We start from the raw sequence: 15494 nt of genomic DNA, 5'->3' as shown, positions 1-15494 counted from the left end.
ATAAAAAAACCGGCGCACAGTGCGCCGGTTTTCCTTTCATGCTTTCGAAGCCTTACAGCCCTTCGAGCATCGCCTTGTTACGCACAGCCCCCTTGTCGGCACTGGTTGCCAGCAACGCATAAGCCTTCAGTGCGGTGGTCACCTTGCGCGGGCGGACTTCAGCCGGTTTCCAGCCTTTCTTGTCCTGCTCTACTCGGCGCGCAGCCAGCTCTTCATCACTGACCAGCAGGTTGATCGAACGGTTGGGAATGTCGATCAGTACCTTGTCACCGTCGCGCACCAGGCCGATGGCGCCGCCTGCAGCAGCCTCCGGCGAAGCGTGGCCGATGGAAAGGCCCGAGGTGCCACCCGAGAAGCGGCCGTCGGTCAGCAGGGCGCAGGCCTTGCCCAGGCCTTTGGACTTCAGGTACGAGGTCGGGTAAAGCATTTCCTGCATGCCCGGGCCGCCTTTCGGGCCTTCGTAGCGGATGATCACGATATCGCCGGCCTTCACTTCGTCGGCGAGGATGCCGCGCACGGCACTGTCCTGGCTTTCGAAGATCTTCGCGGTACCCTCGAATACGTGGATCGACTCGTCGACACCGGCGGTCTTCACCACGCAACCATCGAGCGCGATGTTGCCGTAGAGCACGGCCAGGCCGCCTTCTTGCGAATAGGCGTGCTCGAAGCTGCGGATGCAGCCGTTCTCGCGGTCGTCATCCAGGGTTTCCCAGCGGGTCGACTGGCTGAACGCGGTCTGGGTCGGGATCCCGGCTGGGCCGGCCTTGAAGAAGGTGTGCACGGCTTCGTCGTCAGTCTGGGTGATGTCCCATTTGGCGATGGCTTCTTCCATGCTGCGGCTGTGCACGGTCGGCAGGTCGGTGTGCAGCAGGCCGCCACGCGCCAGCGAGCCGAGGATGCTGAAGATGCCGCCAGCGCGGTGCACGTCTTCCATGTGGTACTTCTGGATGTTGGGCGCCACTTTGCACAGCTGCGGCACTTTGCGCGACAGGCGGTCGATGTCGCGCAGGTCGAAGGCCACCTCGCCTTCCTGGGCCGCGGCCAGCAGGTGCAGGATGGTATTGGTCGAGCCGCCCATGGCGATGTCGAGCATCATGGCGTTCTCGAACGCCTTGAAGTTGGCGATGCTGCGTGGCAGTACCGACTCGTCGTTTTCGCCGTAGTAGCGTTTGCACAGTTCGACGATGGTGCGCCCGGCCGTCAGGAACAGCTGCTCGCGGTCCGAGTGGGTGGCCAGGGTCGAGCCGTTGCCCGGCAGGGCCAGGCCCAGGGCTTCGGTCAGGCAGTTCATCGAGTTGGCGGTGAACATGCCGGAGCACGAACCGCAGGTCGGGCAGGCGCTACGCTCGTACTCGGCGACTTTCTCGTCGGATGCGCTGGAGTCGGCGGCGATGACCATGGCGTCGACCAGGTCCAGGCCGTGGCTGGCCAGCTTGGTCTTGCCGGCTTCCATCGGGCCGCCCGAGACGAAGATCACCGGGATGTTCAGGCGCAGGGCGGCCATCAGCATGCCGGGGGTGATCTTGTCGCAGTTGGAGATGCACACGATGGCATCGGCGCAGTGGGCGTTGACCATGTATTCCACGGCGTCGGCAATGATCTCGCGGCTGGGCAGCGAGTACAGCATGCCGTCGTGGCCCATGGCGATGCCGTCGTCGACCGCGATGGTGTTGAATTCCTTGGCCACGCCACCGGCGCGTTCGATTTCGCGGGCGACCAGCTGGCCCAAGTCCTTCAGGTGCACGTGGCCCGGGACGAACTGGGTGAACGAGTTGGCGATGGCGATGATCGGTTTCTTGAAGTCTTCGTCCTTCATGCCGGTGGCGCGCCACAGGGCACGGGCGCCGGCCATGTTGCGGCCCTGGGTGGAAGTCTTGGAACGATAATCAGGCATGAAACACTCCTGGCGGCTTAATCAGGTCACAAAAAGGGGAGTGAGCTTCTCTTGTCCTTTGTACCGCAGGCCGGTTGCCACTGGCACGGATGAGGCCGAAGACTGCGCGGGATCGCCGCGGGCTTGACCAGAGCTCATAAACCCGCCGGGGATGACTGGCGATGAATAGGCCGATTCTACACCCCTGGCGCGGCGAAGGAATGCTTCAGATACAAGTGGCTAGCTACAAGCTACAAGCTACAAGCTACAAGCTACAAGCTACAAGCTACAAGCTACAAGACAGAGCCGACTTGGCGCGCTTGCAGCTTGCAGCTAGCAGCTTGCCGCTAGCTGTTGGGCAGCAACCGGCAGGTGATGCTCTTGATGTAGCGGGTTTCGGCAATGGCCGGGTGCACCGGGTGGTCGGGGCCCTGGCCGCCGCGCTCGAGCAGCTGCAGGTTGCGGTCCAGGTGGCGGGCGCTGGTCAGCAGAATGTTGTGCAGGTCGTCCTCGGGCAGGTGCATGGAGCACGAGGCGCTGACCAGGATGCCGTCCTTGCTCAGCATGCGCATGGCCTGTTCGTTCAGCCGGCGGTAGGCCGCCTCGCCGTTTTTCAGGTCTTTCTTGCGCTTGATGAACGCGGGTGGGTCGGCAATGATCACGTCGAAGCGTTCTTCGGCAGCCTTCAGTTCGCGCAGGGCTTCGAACACATCGCCTTCGATGCAGGTCAGCTTTTCGCTGATGCCGTTCAGCGCCGCGTTACGCTCCACGCCATCCAGGGCAAAGCCCGAGGCATCGACGCAGAACACTTCGCTGGCGCCGAAAGCACCTGCCTGCACGCCCCAGCCACCGATGTAGCTGAACAGGTCGAGCACACGCTTGCCCTTGACGTACGGCGCCAGGCGCGCACGGTTCATGCGGTGGTCGTAGAACCAGCCGGTCTTCTGGCCTTCACGCACCGGGGCTTCGAACTTGACGCCGTTCTCTTCCAGCGGCACCCAGTCCGGCACCTCGCCGTAGACGGTCTCGACATAGCGCTGCAAGCCTTCGGCGTCACGGGCGGCGGAATCGTTCTTGAACAGGATGCCGCTTGGTTTGAGCACTTGCACCAGGGCAGCGATCACGTCGTCCTTGTGCGCTTCCATGGTGGCCGAGGCCAGCTGAACCACGAGGATGTCGAAGAAGCGGTCGACCACCAGCCCTGGCAGCAGGTCGGAATCGCCATAGACCAGGCGGTAGCACGGCTGGTCGAACAGGCGCTCGCGCAGCGACAGGGCGACATTGAGGCGGTGCACCAGCAGCGACTTGTCCAGCGGCAGCTTGATGTCGCGCGACAGCAGGCGTGCGCAGATCAGGTTGTTCGGGCTGAGTGCGACGATGCCCAACGGTTTGCCGTTGGCCGCCTCGAGAATGGCCTGCTGGCCGGCCTGGAAGCCTTGCAGTGGGGTCGCGCTGACATCGACTTCGTTGCTGTAGACCCACAGGTGGCCGGCGCGCAGACGGCGGTCGGCATTGGCTTTGAGGCGAAGGCTGGGCAGGGACATGACGTCGCTCCGGGAAAAAAGAGCGGGATTATACCTTGTTGGCCGGCACTTCGGTTCGAGGTACGACAAAGCGCCGGCACGGCCAACTGGGTTAGAATCCACCGTCCTAAACGAGTGTGCACGTATGTCCCAAGAACTCAGCGCCGAACAGATCCAGCAAGCCTTGCAAGGCATCACCATCCCGCCGCAACCGCAGATCATGGTTGACCTGCAGTTCGAGCAGTACATGCCTGACCCGGACCTGGAAACCATCGCCAAGTTGATTTCCCAGGACCCAGGCCTGTCCGGCGCCTTGCTCAAGCTGGTCAATTCGCCGCATTTTGGCCTGTCCAACAAGATCGGTTCGATCCAGCGCGCAGTGAACCTGCTGGGCAGCCGTTCGATCATCAACCTGATCAACGCCCAGTCGATCAAAGGCGAGATGAGCGACGAGACCATCGTTACCCTCAACCGCTTCTGGGATACCGCCCAGGACGTGGCGATGACCTGCCTGACCCTGGCCAAGCGCACCGGTATCCAGCCCGCGGACGAGGCCTACACCCTGGGCCTGTTCCACGACTGTGGCGTGCCGTTGATGCTCAAGCGCTTCCCCAACTACATGGAGGTGCTGGAAGAAGCCTATGCCAAGGCCGGCGGCGAAACGCGAGTGGTGGATACCGAAAACCGCGCCTTCAATACCAACCATTCGGTGGTCGGCTACTTCACCGCCAAGTCCTGGCGCCTGCCGGAGCACCTCACTGCCGCCATCGCCAACCACCACAATGCCCTGGCAGTGTTCCGCGACGACACTGCGCGCAACACCCAGAGCCAGCTGAAAAACCTGCTGGCGGTGCTGAAGATGGCCGAGCATATCTGTGCCTCCTACCGAGTGCTGGGCAACCAGGCAGTCGACCACGAATGGCGTGTGGTCGGCCCGCTGGTGCTCGATTACATTGGCCTGTCGGATTACGATTTCGAAAACCTCAAGCAGAACATTCGTGAGTTGGGCGGGCACTGACACATGCCGGAATTACCCGAAGTAGAAACCACCCGGCGCGGTATTGCGCCGCACCTGGAAGGCCAGCGCGTCAGCCGCGTGGTGGTGCGTGACCGGCGCTTGCGCTGGCCCATTCCCGAAGACCTCGATGTGCGCCTGTCGGGGCAGCGCATCGTCACTGTCGAACGGCGCGCCAAGTACCTGCTGATCAATGCCGAAGTCGGCACCTTGATCAGCCACCTGGGCATGTCGGGCAACTTGCGCCTGGTCGAGCAGGGCTTGCCGGCGGCCAAGCATGAGCATGTCGATATCGAGCTGGAGTCGGGGCTGATGCTGCGCTACACAGACCCTCGCCGTTTTGGTGCCATGCTCTGGAGCCAGGACCCGTTGCGCCACGAGCTGCTGCTGCGCCTGGGGCCGGAGCCGCTGACCGACCTGTTCGACGGCGAGCGGCTGTTCCAGCTGTCCCGTGGGCGCTCGATGGCGGTCAAGCCGTTCATCATGGATAACGCGGTGGTGGTGGGGGTGGGCAACATCTACGCCAGCGAGGCGCTATTCGCTGCCGGCATCGATCCACGCCGTGCGGCCGGGGGGATTTCCCGGGCGCGTTACCTGAAGCTGGCGATCGAGATCAAGCGGGTACTGGCGGCGGCGATCGAGCAGGGCGGTACCACCTTGCGCGATTTCATCGGCGGTGACGGGCAGCCGGGGTACTTCCAGCAGACCCTGTTCGTGTACGGGCGGGCTGGGCAGCCGTGCAAGGTATGCGGTACGGAGCTGCGCGAAGTGAAGCTGGGGCAGCGTGCGAGCGTGTTCTGCCCACGCTGCCAGCGCTGAGGCTACAGGTGATTGCCGTCCTGTAGGAGCGGCCTTGTGTCGCGATGGGGTGCGAAGCGCCCCCAAAATTTCAGCGTCTGCACAGAAACTTCGGCTTTAGCGCGGAAACCGCCGGGGCCGCTGTGCGGCCCATCGCGACGCAAGGCCGCTCCTACAGAAACCGCGCAGGGCTGAGGGTTCAGGCCTTGCCGGTAATACGCCGGTACTTGGCCATCAATTGCTCTTCGGTTTCCGGGTGCGCCTCATCCAGCGGGATGCAATCGACCGGGCAGACCTGCTGGCACTGCGGCTCGTCGTAATGACCCACGCACTGGGTGCACAGGTTGGGGTCGATCACGTAGATCTCTTCGCCTTGGGAGATGGCCTCGTTCGGGCACTCGGGTTCGCAGACGTCGCAATTGATGCAATCGTCGGTAATGATCAGGGACATGGGGACTCCGGCCGGGGCTCAGCGCCCGGGCATGTTCAACGCAATGGGCACAATTGTGCCGCATTCGCGCCCGCAGTGCACGCGGGCGCGACAATCAGGCGGTCAGGCTTGCTTCTTGAAACGCTCGGTCAGTGCCTCGGCCACCGCAGGGTGGACGAATTTGCTGATATCACCGCCCAATGCGGCGATTTCCCGGACCAGGGTCGAGGAAATGAACGAATAGCGCTCCGAAGGCGTCAGGAACAGGCTCTCGACATCGGGTGCCAGTTGCCGGTTCATGTTCGCCAACTGGAACTCGTATTCGAAGTCGGAAACCGCACGCAGGCCGCGCAGCAACACATTGGCGCCCTGTTCCTTGGCGAAATGCGCCAGCAGCGAAGAGAAGCCGATGACTTCGACATTGGGCAGGTGCTTGGTGACCTCACGGGCGAGCGCGACACGTTGCTCCAGCGGGAACAGCGGGTTTTTCTTCGGGCTGGCCGCCACTGCGATGATCACGTGGTCGAACAGGCGCGAAGCGCGCTCGACCAGGTCGCCGTGGCCTTTGGTAATGGGGTCGAAAGTACCCGGGTACAACACTCGGTTCATCGCGTCATCCTGGCTGGAGTGCGTTGGGGAGTCGGATGGTAGCGCAGCGACGGCGCCCCGGCCAAGTCATGCGGCCGGCTGATGGCACTATAGACAGGGCGTGTATTCGTTGTCATGCGTTGTGTGCCAGGCGGGTAGCCAACGCTTCGCTGAGCCTGGCGCTGATGGCATACACCGACAGCTGCGGGTTGGCGCCGATGCTGGTGGGGAACAGCGAGCCGTCGTGAACCGACAGGTTTTCCAGCTGGTGATGGCGGCCCAGGCTGTCGCACACCGCCTGGCGCGGGTCTTCGCCCATGGCGCAACCACCCATCACATGGGCGCTGCCCAGGCGCGTACGGAAAGGCTCCAAAGCTAGGCGGTCGATCATGGCCAAGGCCTGTTCCAGGCTGGCAGCGGCGCTGGCATCGCTGTGCACCGGGGTTACCTCGGCCGCGCCGGCGGCGAACTGGACCTGCGCCATGCTGCGGTAGGCGCGCCGCAAGCCGTCACGCAGGTAGTCGGTGACCGGGTAATCGAGCACGGGGGAGCCGTCGCCGCGCAGTTCAACGCTGCCGCCCTGGCTTTGCGGGTGAAACCCGTCGCGCAGCAAGGCCAACATGACATGGGTATTGGGCAGTTCGGCCATGCGCCGGGCATTGTCCTGGCCATGGCCACCCAGCAGGGTGCTGGCCAGGGCCGGGTGCAGCGGCGGTACTTCGAGCTTGTAGCCCACCGGCCCCTCCGTGCCGTGCTGCCACTGGAAATGGTCGCTGTAGATCGACTGCGGCGCGCCGTAGTAGGGGTCGATGCGTTCGTTGAAGCGTGCGGCGCTGAAGTTGACCAGGTGCAGGAAGGTGCGTTTGCCCAGGCGGCCATGCGGGTCGGGGGCATTGGAGCGCAGCAGCAAGGCCGGGCTGTTGATGCCGCCGCCTGCCAGGATGTAATGGCGGGCGTGTACCGTCACTTGCCGACCTGTCGGGTGGATGCCTTGCGTATCCAGGGCCTGGCAGGTCAGGTGTTGGATGCGCTCGCCGTTGTGGCTGAAGCGCTCGGCCCGGGCCAGGTAAAGCAGCTCGCCGCCCTGTTCGAGGGTGGCGGGAATGCGCGTCACCAGCATCGATTGCTTGGCATTCACCGGGCAACCCATGCCGCAGTAACCCAGGTTCCAGCAGCCGCGCACGTTGCGCGGGATGACTGCCCAGCGATAACCCAGTTGTTCGCAGCCACGGCGCAGCACGTCGTTGTTGGCATTCGGTGGCATGGCCCAGGGTGTGATACCCAGCTCCAGTTCCATGCGCTCGAACCAAGGGCGCAGCTCATCTTCGCCGAGCCCTTGTACGCCATGGGCCGAGGCCCAGTGCGCCAGGGTCTGCGGCGGGGTGCGAAAACTCGACGTCCAGTTCACCAGCGTGGTGCCGCCTACGGCACGGCCTTGCAGGATGGTAATGGCGCCATCCTTGCTCATGCGCCCCAGGCCCTCCTGATAGAGGCTGGCATAGGCTTCGTGCTCCAGCAGCTTGAAGTCGCTGCTGGTCTTCAACGGGCCTTCTTCGATCAGCAAGACCTTGAAGCCCGCGGCGCTGAGCCGCTGTGCGCTGGTGGCGCCGCCGGCACCGCTGCCGATCACGGCGATATCGGCGTGCGGTTGCAGGTCGTGTTCCAGGCGTGAGGCGTCGTGGGTGATCCAGCCGCGGTCGAGGCCTTGGCGAAACGGGTCAGGCACAGGCATTGGCGATGCTCTTGTCGTGTTCAGATTTTCGGTGGGCCGGGGTAGCCGCAGGCGGCCCAGGACTCGGGGCGCTCGTACCAGGCCATTTGCAGCAGTTGCAGCAGTGAGGCATGCCCCATGCGCAGCAGGTTCAGCGAGCTGCCCTGCCAGCGCTGCAGGAAAGCCTCGACCTGGGCGGGCGCGGCCTGGGCCCAGGCCCCCCAGATGCCGGTCAGTGGGCCGCGGGTCAGCGGCAGGCTGAGCACGTCGAACAATTGCCGGGTAAGTTTGAGCATCTCCGGCGACAGCGCTGCCAGCTTGTAATCGAGGCTGCGCAGTACCAGCGTATCGGTGGCCAGCGTGCCGCTGAGCACCACCGGTATCAGCGCGCGCAGCAGTGGCAGGTCATCGTGGCGCAGCGCCTGAAACCCCGGCGCGGCCGTTTGTGCGCTGCAGCCCACCAGGCTGGCACCGGCCAGGAAGGTGCTCGCGGCAACGCTGAAACGCAGCAGGTCACGACGGTGCATGGCCCGGGCCTCAGCGGATGAACAACTTGTAGACCAGGCGCTGCAGGGCTTTGCCGTAAGGCGGGTAAATCAGCCGTGCGGCGTTGAAGCGTTGCTTGGCCAGTACCGCCTTGGCCTTGCTGAAGGTCAGGAAGCCTTCGTGGCCGTGGTAGTGCCCCATGCCCGAGGGGCCTATGCCACCGAACGGCAGGTCGTCCTGAGCCACATGCAGCAAGGTGTCGTTCAGGCATACCCCGCCGGAATGGCTGTGCTGCAACACCTGTTGCTGTTCGCCACGGTCGTAGCCGAAGTAGTACAGCGCCAAGGGCCGCGGGCGCTGGTTGATGTAGGCCAGCGCGTCATCGAGCGTGTCGTAGGGCACCAGCGGCAGCAGCGGGCCGAATATTTCGTCCTGCATGACCTGCATGGTGTCGTTCACCTTGGTCAGCACGTGTGGCGGCAGGCGCCGCCCTTGGCGTGTCTCGTGGGCGTACAGGTCGGTCACCTGCGCACCTTTGCCGCGCGCGTCCTGCAGCAGGTGCTCAAGGCGTGCCAGTTGCCGGGGGTTGATGATGGCGCTGTAGTCAGGGTTGTCGGCAATGCGAGGGTACATGCGCCGCACGGCGGTGCCGTAGGCATCGGCGAAAGCATTCAGGCGCTCGCGCGGCACCAGCACGTAGTCGGGGGCGACGCAGGTCTGGCCGGCGTTGAGCGTCTTGCCGAAGGCGATGCGCTCGGCGGCTGTTTCCAGCGGTACGCTGGCCGACACGATGGCCGGGGATTTGCCGCCCAACTCCAGGGTCACCGGCGTCAGGTTTTGCGCGGCCGCCAGCATGACCTGGCGGCCTATGCTGGTGGCCCCGGTGAACAGCAAGTGATCGAACGGCAGGCGAGCGAACGCCTGGCCGACCTCGATCTCGCCAAGCACCACACTGACCAGGTCCTCGGGAAACACCTGTTGCAGCAGGGCCTGCAAGGCCTGGCCAGTAGCCGGGGTAGCCTCGCTGAGCTTGAGCATGACCCGGTTGCCAGCGGCCAGGGCACAGGTGAGCGGGCCGATGGCGAGAAACAGCGGGTAATTCCACGGCACGATGATGCCGACGACGCCTAGCGGCTGGTAAAGCACCCGCGCGCTGGCCGGCTGGAATGCCAGCCCCACGGCCCGCCTGGAAGGGCGCATCCAGCGTTGCAGGTGGCGCTCGGCATGGCGTATGCCCTGCACCGAGGGCAGAAGCTCGGCCAGCAACGTTTCATCGGCGCTGCGCCCGCTGAAGTCGGCATCGATTGCTGCGATCAGCTGCTGCTGGTTGGCCAGCAGGGCCTCGCGCAAGCTTTTCAGCCACTGCCGCCGTTGTGTTGCCGGCGGCAGAGGGTTGCCGTCGAACGCCTGGCGCTGGGCGCTGAATGTCGCCTCCAGGGCGTGGTCGGCATGCACGGCAGGCAAGGCGATGGGCGAGGTCACGGCGGTCTCCTGGCTGAGCTTGAAGTTTCTAGAGTCTATACTCTAATTTCTGCGTTGGCGCGAGTATTACCCTTGCAGAGACCGGTGTATCAGCCGGGTGAATCGCCGTAAGATGAACCTTTATCAACGCCTGCAGACTGGGAGCTTGAGCATGGCCCCGCGCATGAAGACCCGAGAGCGCATCGTGCAGAACAGCCTGGAGCTGTTCAACCAGCAGGGCGAGAGATGCGTCAGTACCAACCACATTGCCGCACACATGGAAATTTCGCCCGGCAACCTGTATTACCACTTCCCTAACAAGCAGGCGATCATCGCGGTGTTGTTCAGCCAGTACGAAGAGCTGGTGGACAGTTTCCTGCGCCCGCCGCAGGGGCGTGCGGCGACCGTGGAGGACAAGCGGTTCTACCTCAAGGCGCTATTGGCGGCGATGTGGAACTACCGCTTCCTGCACCGCGACCTGGAGCATTTGCTGGACAGCGATGCCGAACTGGCCGCCCGCTACCGGCGCTTCTCCGAGCGCTGCCTGCGCCAGGGCCAGGCGATCTATCGCGGCTTCGTCGAGGCAGGCATCCTGGCCATGGCGCCGGCGCAGATCGAATCGCTGACCATCAACGCCTGGATCGTGCTGACCTCGTGGGTACGTTTTCTCAGCACCACCCGCGAGCACTCCGCGCACCTGGGTGAAGAAGCCTTCATGCGCGGCGTCTACCAGGTACTGGTGCTGGAGCTGGGTTTCGTCACCGACAGTGCCCGCCACGCGGTGGACGCGCTGTGCCAGGAATTTCAGGTACCGTTCAACCAGGCCCTGGAGCTGTAGCCCGGGGCGCCAGTGTCATTGCTTTATGCCATTGATCAGGAGATTGTCATGCCCCTTGCGCAATTGATCACCCCGCAACAATTGGCCGAGCGTCTGGGCTCGCCCAAATCGGTGATCCTCGACTGCCGCTTTGCCCTTGAAGATGTCGACTATGGCCAACGCAGCTATGCGCAAGGGCACATAGCCGGTGCGCATTTTGCCGACCTGGACCGCGATCTCAGCGGGCCGGTGAGCAAGGGGCGTACCGGGCGCCACCCGTTGCCCGATGCGCAGCGGCTGGTCGAGCGCTTGCGTGAGTGGGGTGTGGACAACGACAGCGAAGTGGTGCTGTACGACGACGGCCCCGGCGCCTTTGCTGCCCGTGCCTGGTGGCTGCTGGTCTGGTTGGGCAAGCGCAGCGGCGTGGCGATCCTCGACGGTGGCCTGAAGGCCTGGCATGCAGCGCACCTGCCTCTGAGCCTGGACCCTGCACCCAAGCGCCAAGGCACGTTCAGCGGCAAGCCAGACCCCGCGCTGCTGATCGATGCCGACCACCTGGCCAAGCGCCTGGGCAATGCAGACCTGACCCTGATCGATGCGCGGGCGTTGCCGCGTTTTCGCGGCGAGGTGGAGCCCATCGACCCGGTGGCAGGGCATATCCCCGGCGCGCAGTGCGCGGCGTTTACTGACAACCTGGGGCCTGACGGGCGCTTTTTGCCGGCCGATCAGCTCAGGCAGCGCTTTGCCGAAAAGCTGGCCGGGCGGGCACCGGAGCACGTGGTGTCTTACTGCGGTTCGGGGGTGACGGCATGTCACAACCTGTTTGCACTGGCGCTGGCAGGCTACCCGTTGGGCAAGCTGTATGCCGGGTCGTGGAGTGAGTGGATCACTGATCCGGAGCATGGGGTGGCCACCGGCGAATAGGTACGTCTGCCGCGAGCAGGGCATGGAGGGATGTTACTGGCCCTCCACCAGCCACTGCGGAATCCGCCGTTCCAGGTAGTACCCGGGCCTGCGCAGGCTGCCATCGACAAAGCCCACATGGCCGCCGCGGCGGTGCAGCTCGAAACGGGTCTGGGGGGCCAGTTCCCGCGCGGTTGGCAAGCTGTGGCTGGACACGAACGGGTCGTCACTGGACTGAATGATCAGCGTTGGCGTGCGGTTCTGGCCAAGAAAGAAGTGGCTCGACGAGCGGCGATAGTAGTCGTGTACATCGCGAAAACCGTTCAAGGGTGCCGTGACCTTGCCGTCGAACTCCCAGAACGTGCGCAAGTTACTCAGCTGGCCCAGGCGGTCGAGTTCGGCCAACCGGTCATGCTGGCCCTGGGCATGGAAGTGCCGCTGCTTGAGTTGTACATACGCCAGCATTTCGCGCATGAAGTGCGCCTGGTACACCTTGGAAAATCCCTGGCCGATGCGGTCTGCGCAGTGGTCCAGACGAAACGGTACCGAGACCGCTACCGCAGCCTCCAGCTGGCTGGCGACGCCGCTTTCACCCAGGTATTTCAACAACACATTGCCGCCCAGCGAATAACCCACCGCATACAGCGATGCCAGTGGGCGCTGGGCGCGCAGGTGGGCGATGATCTCCGCCAGGTCTTCGCTGGCGCCGGAGTGATAGCTTCGGGGCAACAGGTTGGGTTCGCCCGAGCAGCCGCGCCAGTTCACCGCCACGCTAGCCCAGCCCCGCGCTTGCAGGGTTTGCTGCAAGCCCTTCACATAGGGTGAGTGAGAGGAACCGGTGAGCCCGTGCAACACCAGTACCAGCGGCGCCTGCGGCTGGTGTGGGCCATGCCAGTCCAGGTCGATGAAGTCGCCATCAGCCAGCCACAGGCGCTCCCGGTTGCGCGCAAGCGCCGGCAGCTTGCGCCACAGGGGGCCCCACAATGTTTGCAGATGCGGGTTGGACAGGCCGATGGCCGGACGGAAAGGGGCGCTGAGGCTAGGCATGCTGGGCGACTCGTGATGTGCCGGCCTAGAGTGCCACGAAACAGCGCCTTTGTACCTGCGCTATTGGTCGAGCGCGGTCGGTTTGGGTAATGGCAATTGCTCGGTAACCGGGCCGCTGGTGACGAATACCTGTGGGGCCTGCAACCAGACTTGCGCCGCTTCACGCAGATTGGCAGGCGTAAGCGCCGACAGTTTACCGAGGAAGGTGCCCAGGTGGTCTGGCGCCAAGCCTTGGTGGCTGTAGGTGGCCAAGGCCTGGGCCATTCTCGCGCGGTCTGCCAGGCTGTCGTGCAGTTTACCGGCGATCTGGTTCACCGCCATGTCGCATTCGGCCTGGCTGGGGCCGTGTTCACGCAGGCATGCCAGAATCGCCGACACCAGCGCGCCAGAGGCGTCCCGGTACTGGGGGGCGATATCCCAGTGGATCTGCAACTGGCTGGCGGCATCCAGCGGCCTCAGGTCGCAGGAGATGGCGTAGGTTAGGTTGCGCAGGGTGCGCAATTCCTGGGTAAGGCGCGACTCGTAGCTACTGCCCAGGATTGCGTTGAGCAGATACAGGGCCGGGAACACCGGATCCTGGGCCGATACGTTCGTTGCAAGGGTGAGCGTTGCCTGGGTGGTACTGCTGGCCGCAGCGAGATTCAGGTCCAATGCCTGGTAGTCGGGAACCGATGGCGTGCGTTGCGCCGCCCAGCCTTGCGGCAGGGCCCGAACCAGGTCGTCGACAAGCTGCCGTGCTTCCTCGCGGGTCAGGTTGCCCACCAGGCCGATGTCGAGGTTGTTGGCCGAATACGCCTGTTGGTGGAACGCCCGGATCTGGTCATCGCCAATGCTGGCGATAGTCTGCGCTGTCAGGGTGGCCGCGTAGGGGTGGCCGCTGAAGATATGCGCGGTGGCCGCCTTGGTAATCCGCAGCAGCGGATGGTTGCCATACCTGGCCTGGCTGAATACGAGCCGTTCGCCGATTTTGGCCACATCGCCCGCGCGCAATGCCGGGCGGGCCAGCATCTCGGTCAGCAGTTGCATCGCGCTGTCGCGCAGTGCCGGCAGGCTCAGGGCGCGCAGGGTGACAAGGGCGCTGTCGTCGCTGATCCTCCTGCCCAGGATGGCGCCGAAACCGGCCATATCCTCGGCGAACCGTGTGGCGTCGAGTTGCCCGGTGCCTTGGTCGAGGCTGTACAGCACAAGTGCCGCAAGCCCAGGTTGGGCGCCGTCGAGTACGCTGCCTGCGCGAAAGCGTAATGCCAGGTCGAACATGGGCCGGTCATGGCGTGCGAGGAAGCTGACGCGGGTGCCTTCTGCCGTTCGCCAGTGCTCAGGGTGGGCCTGCAGGTCTGGAATGTGGCCAAGGTCGATACCCTGTGCCGAGTGCAGGTTGGCCATGGCCGCCCAGGCGGTGTCGTCAGCCGGGCCGTTGCACGTCAGCGGCAAGGGGGCCGGGGAGGGTACCTGGATCATGCTGTTGCTCCTGGCTGAAGGTAGCTGGTGGTCAACCGTTCGCGCCCCAGGTAGGCAAGTGCCACTTGCTGCACCTGTTGGCTGTCGAGGTCGCGGATGATCTGGATGTCTTGGTCCACGGCCGCGACGGCGATGCCGGCAGCGGCGGCCTCGCCGATTCGCTCGGCTTGGGCCACCTGGCTGTCAGTGAACAGGCGGCGGGCAAGCATGCGCAATTTCGCGCGTTCAAGCTCAGCAGTGGGCACCGCAGTGTTGCGCAGTGCTTCGAGGTGCTGGCAAACAGCGTGTGCAGCCTGTTCTGGCGTGCTGTTCATGCTGTTCACGTACGCTGACAGGGTCAGCAGCGTGTCACCCTGCAACAAGGGCTGATAGGTAATGCTGATGCCGGTGAGCAGGCGTTTGTCGCGCACCAGGTCACTGTAGAGCCTGGCGCTGAACCCCTCGGCCAGCACCTCGCGGATCAACTCGAGGGCAGGGGCGGTGGCTGCATCCGCTGCGGTAGCCCTGCTCGGAACGTTGAACGACATGAACAGCCCTTCGCGTAACCCGGGCAGGCTCACGGTTTGCGTGCGCGCCTGCAACGGCTGGGCTTGCCGTGGTGCGGGGCGCTTCGGCACTGGCGCGCTCGGCAGGCTGGCGAAGTACTGCTCTACCTGGGTGCGCAGGGTTGCCAGGTCGATGCCGCCAACCACCACCAGCGTGGCGTTGTTGGGCCGGTACCAGGTTGCATACCAGGTTCGCAGCGTTTCCAGTCCAATATCGGCAAGGTCGGCCAGGGAACCGAAGCTCGGTTGCCCATAGGCATTGCCGCCATGGGCCAGCGCCAGGTGAAGGTCGTAAGCCTGTTGGTCTGGGTGGTTGTCGAACTTGAGGCGCCTTTCGTCCTCGACGGCTTTCTTTTCCCGGTCCAGTTCTGCCTGGCCGAAGGTCGCGCTGTTCATGGCATCGGCCATGATCTCCAACGCGACTGACAGGCGAGCGACCGGCAGCGTTATCTCATACGCCGTCGCCTCTTCATGGGTGCTGGCATTGGCGTTGCCGCCCAGGCGGGCGATCACTCGCGAGTATTGGCCGGCGGCAAGTTTGCTGCTGCCTTCGAAAATCAGGTGTTCCAGGAGGTGGGACAGGTTGCTGTGGCCCGCGGGCTCATGGCTGGAACCCACGTGATACCAGAGTTGCACGGCGGCCAGCTGGCTGGTGTGGTCTGGCCGCAGGTAGACGGACAAACCGTTGTTCAGGGTGAAGTGCTGCAGTGGCAAGGGGGCGGCTGAAGCCACAGATGCCAGTCCTGCCGAGACCTGGTCGAGGGTGACGGGCGCAGGTGAAGTCATCGCTGAAGTGCTCCGGTTGTGTGAACCGCAACAGCTTCAGCGAAATGGCACCC

14 protein-coding genes are annotated in these 15494 nt (G+C 64.2%); 4 read left to right on the top strand and 10 right to left on the bottom strand.

The genetic code is table 11. The features are described 5' to 3' along the window. Positions 1–52 precede the first annotated feature (52 nt). Both ilvD and FPB55_RS24465 read right to left on the bottom strand, forming a co-directional pair. Positions 53–1894, bottom strand: coding sequence for a dihydroxy-acid dehydratase (gene ilvD / locus FPB55_RS24470; RefSeq protein WP_009683363.1), 1842 nt, complete (start codon positions 1892–1894; stop codon positions 53–55). Between the two features lie 326 nt (positions 1895–2220). After that, positions 2221–3417 (bottom strand): class I SAM-dependent rRNA methyltransferase, encoded by a 1197-nt coding sequence (locus FPB55_RS24465; protein WP_054906221.1) that lies wholly within the window; start codon positions 3415–3417, stop codon positions 2221–2223. Between the two features lie 178 nt (positions 3418–3595). On the opposite strand from FPB55_RS24465, the gene FPB55_RS24460 reads away from it, so the two are divergent. Next, entirely contained in the window at positions 3596–4414 is an 819-nt protein-coding gene (locus FPB55_RS24460; RefSeq protein ID WP_174824199.1) for an HDOD domain-containing protein, read from the top strand. Positions 4415–4417: 3 nt separating this feature from the next. Next, positions 4418–5230, top strand: coding sequence for a bifunctional DNA-formamidopyrimidine glycosylase/DNA-(apurinic or apyrimidinic site) lyase (mutM, locus tag FPB55_RS24455; RefSeq protein ID WP_009683360.1), 813 nt, complete (start codon positions 4418–4420; stop codon positions 5228–5230). A gap of 178 nt (positions 5231–5408) precedes the next feature. On the opposite strand, the gene FPB55_RS24450 is transcribed toward mutM, so the two are convergent. The 5 genes from FPB55_RS24450 to FPB55_RS24430 form a co-directional block, all read right to left on the bottom strand. Next, positions 5409–5660 (bottom strand): YfhL family 4Fe-4S dicluster ferredoxin, encoded by a 252-nt coding sequence (locus tag FPB55_RS24450; RefSeq protein ID WP_009683359.1) that lies wholly within the window; start codon positions 5658–5660, stop codon positions 5409–5411. A 102-nt stretch (positions 5661–5762) separates the two neighbouring features. After that, on the bottom strand, positions 5763–6248 hold the full coding sequence (coaD, locus tag FPB55_RS24445) for a pantetheine-phosphate adenylyltransferase (protein WP_009683358.1): 486 nt from the start codon (positions 6246–6248) through the stop codon (positions 5763–5765). A gap of 112 nt (positions 6249–6360) precedes the next feature. Further along, entirely contained in the window at positions 6361–7959 is a 1599-nt protein-coding gene (locus FPB55_RS24440; protein WP_144189475.1) for a GMC family oxidoreductase, read from the bottom strand. A 20-nt stretch (positions 7960–7979) separates the two neighbouring features. Continuing rightward, on the bottom strand, positions 7980–8465 hold the full coding sequence (locus FPB55_RS24435) for a twin-arginine translocation pathway signal protein (protein WP_115294992.1): 486 nt from the start codon (positions 8463–8465) through the stop codon (positions 7980–7982). 10 nt (positions 8466–8475) lie between these two features. Continuing rightward, positions 8476–9906, bottom strand: a complete 1431-nt coding sequence (locus FPB55_RS24430; protein WP_144189473.1) for a coniferyl aldehyde dehydrogenase — start codon at positions 9904–9906, stop codon at positions 8476–8478. A gap of 151 nt (positions 9907–10057) precedes the next feature. Between FPB55_RS24430 and FPB55_RS24425 the strand changes: the two genes are divergently transcribed. Together FPB55_RS24425 and FPB55_RS24420 are read left to right on the top strand one after the other, a co-directional pair. Continuing rightward, the gene (locus tag FPB55_RS24425) at positions 10058–10723 is read left to right on the top strand and encodes a TetR/AcrR family transcriptional regulator (protein WP_029887460.1); all 666 of its coding nucleotides are present in this window, start codon (positions 10058–10060) and stop codon (positions 10721–10723) included. Positions 10724–10771: 48 nt separating this feature from the next. Continuing rightward, entirely contained in the window at positions 10772–11626 is an 855-nt protein-coding gene (locus FPB55_RS24420; protein WP_064314825.1) for a sulfurtransferase, read from the top strand. Between the two features lie 33 nt (positions 11627–11659). Here the strand turns inward: FPB55_RS24420 and FPB55_RS24415 are convergent, their stop codons facing one another. The 3 genes from FPB55_RS24415 to FPB55_RS24405 are packed head-to-tail and all read right to left on the bottom strand — an operon-like array spanning position 11660 to position 15441. Then, complete coding sequence (locus tag FPB55_RS24415; RefSeq protein WP_115294988.1) at positions 11660–12652, bottom strand: hydrolase; 993 nt, start codon at positions 12650–12652, stop codon at positions 11660–11662. Between the two features lie 60 nt (positions 12653–12712). Next, positions 12713–14110: a pitrilysin family protein gene (locus tag FPB55_RS24410; protein ID WP_144189471.1), complete on the bottom strand. Its 1398-nt coding sequence runs from the start codon at positions 14108–14110 to the stop codon at positions 12713–12715. After that, on the bottom strand, positions 14107–15441 hold the full coding sequence (locus FPB55_RS24405) for a pitrilysin family protein (protein WP_054881135.1): 1335 nt from the start codon (positions 15439–15441) through the stop codon (positions 14107–14109). Before FPB55_RS24405 ends, FPB55_RS24410 begins: the two co-directional genes overlap by 4 nt. Between the last annotated feature and the right edge of the window lie 53 nt (positions 15442–15494).

The organism is Pseudomonas sp. BJP69, from assembly GCF_007633355.1.
GTDB lineage: Bacteria > Pseudomonadota > Gammaproteobacteria > Pseudomonadales > Pseudomonadaceae > Aquipseudomonas > Aquipseudomonas juntendi.
This window is presented reverse-complemented; position numbering and strand designations above follow the sequence as displayed.

What these genes read in the sequence shown, in the direction of transcription:
- ilvD (WP_009683363.1), bottom strand. Translation starts at nt 1,894, where the DNA reads ATGCCTGATTATCGTTCCAAGACTTCCACCCAGGGCCGCAACATGGCC.
- FPB55_RS24465 (WP_054906221.1), bottom strand. Translation starts at nt 3,417, where the DNA reads ATGTCCCTGCCCAGCCTTCGCCTCAAAGCCAATGCCGACCGCCGTCTG.
- mutM (WP_009683360.1), top strand. Translation starts at nt 4,418, where the DNA reads ATGCCGGAATTACCCGAAGTAGAAACCACCCGGCGCGGTATTGCGCCG.
- FPB55_RS24450 (WP_009683359.1), bottom strand. Translation starts at nt 5,660, where the DNA reads ATGTCCCTGATCATTACCGACGATTGCATCAATTGCGACGTCTGCGAA.
- coaD (WP_009683358.1), bottom strand. Translation starts at nt 6,248, where the DNA reads ATGAACCGAGTGTTGTACCCGGGTACTTTCGACCCCATTACCAAAGGC.
- FPB55_RS24440 (WP_144189475.1), bottom strand. Translation starts at nt 7,959, where the DNA reads ATGCCTGTGCCTGACCCGTTTCGCCAAGGCCTCGACCGCGGCTGGATC.
- FPB55_RS24435 (WP_115294992.1), bottom strand. Translation starts at nt 8,465, where the DNA reads ATGCACCGTCGTGACCTGCTGCGTTTCAGCGTTGCCGCGAGCACCTTC.
- FPB55_RS24425 (WP_029887460.1), top strand. Translation starts at nt 10,058, where the DNA reads ATGGCCCCGCGCATGAAGACCCGAGAGCGCATCGTGCAGAACAGCCTG.
- FPB55_RS24420 (WP_064314825.1), top strand. Translation starts at nt 10,772, where the DNA reads ATGCCCCTTGCGCAATTGATCACCCCGCAACAATTGGCCGAGCGTCTG.
- FPB55_RS24415 (WP_115294988.1), bottom strand. Translation starts at nt 12,652, where the DNA reads ATGCCTAGCCTCAGCGCCCCTTTCCGTCCGGCCATCGGCCTGTCCAAC.
- FPB55_RS24410 (WP_144189471.1), bottom strand. Translation starts at nt 14,110, where the DNA reads ATGATCCAGGTACCCTCCCCGGCCCCCTTGCCGCTGACGTGCAACGGC.
- FPB55_RS24405 (WP_054881135.1), bottom strand. Translation starts at nt 15,441, where the DNA reads ATGACTTCACCTGCGCCCGTCACCCTCGACCAGGTCTCGGCAGGACTG.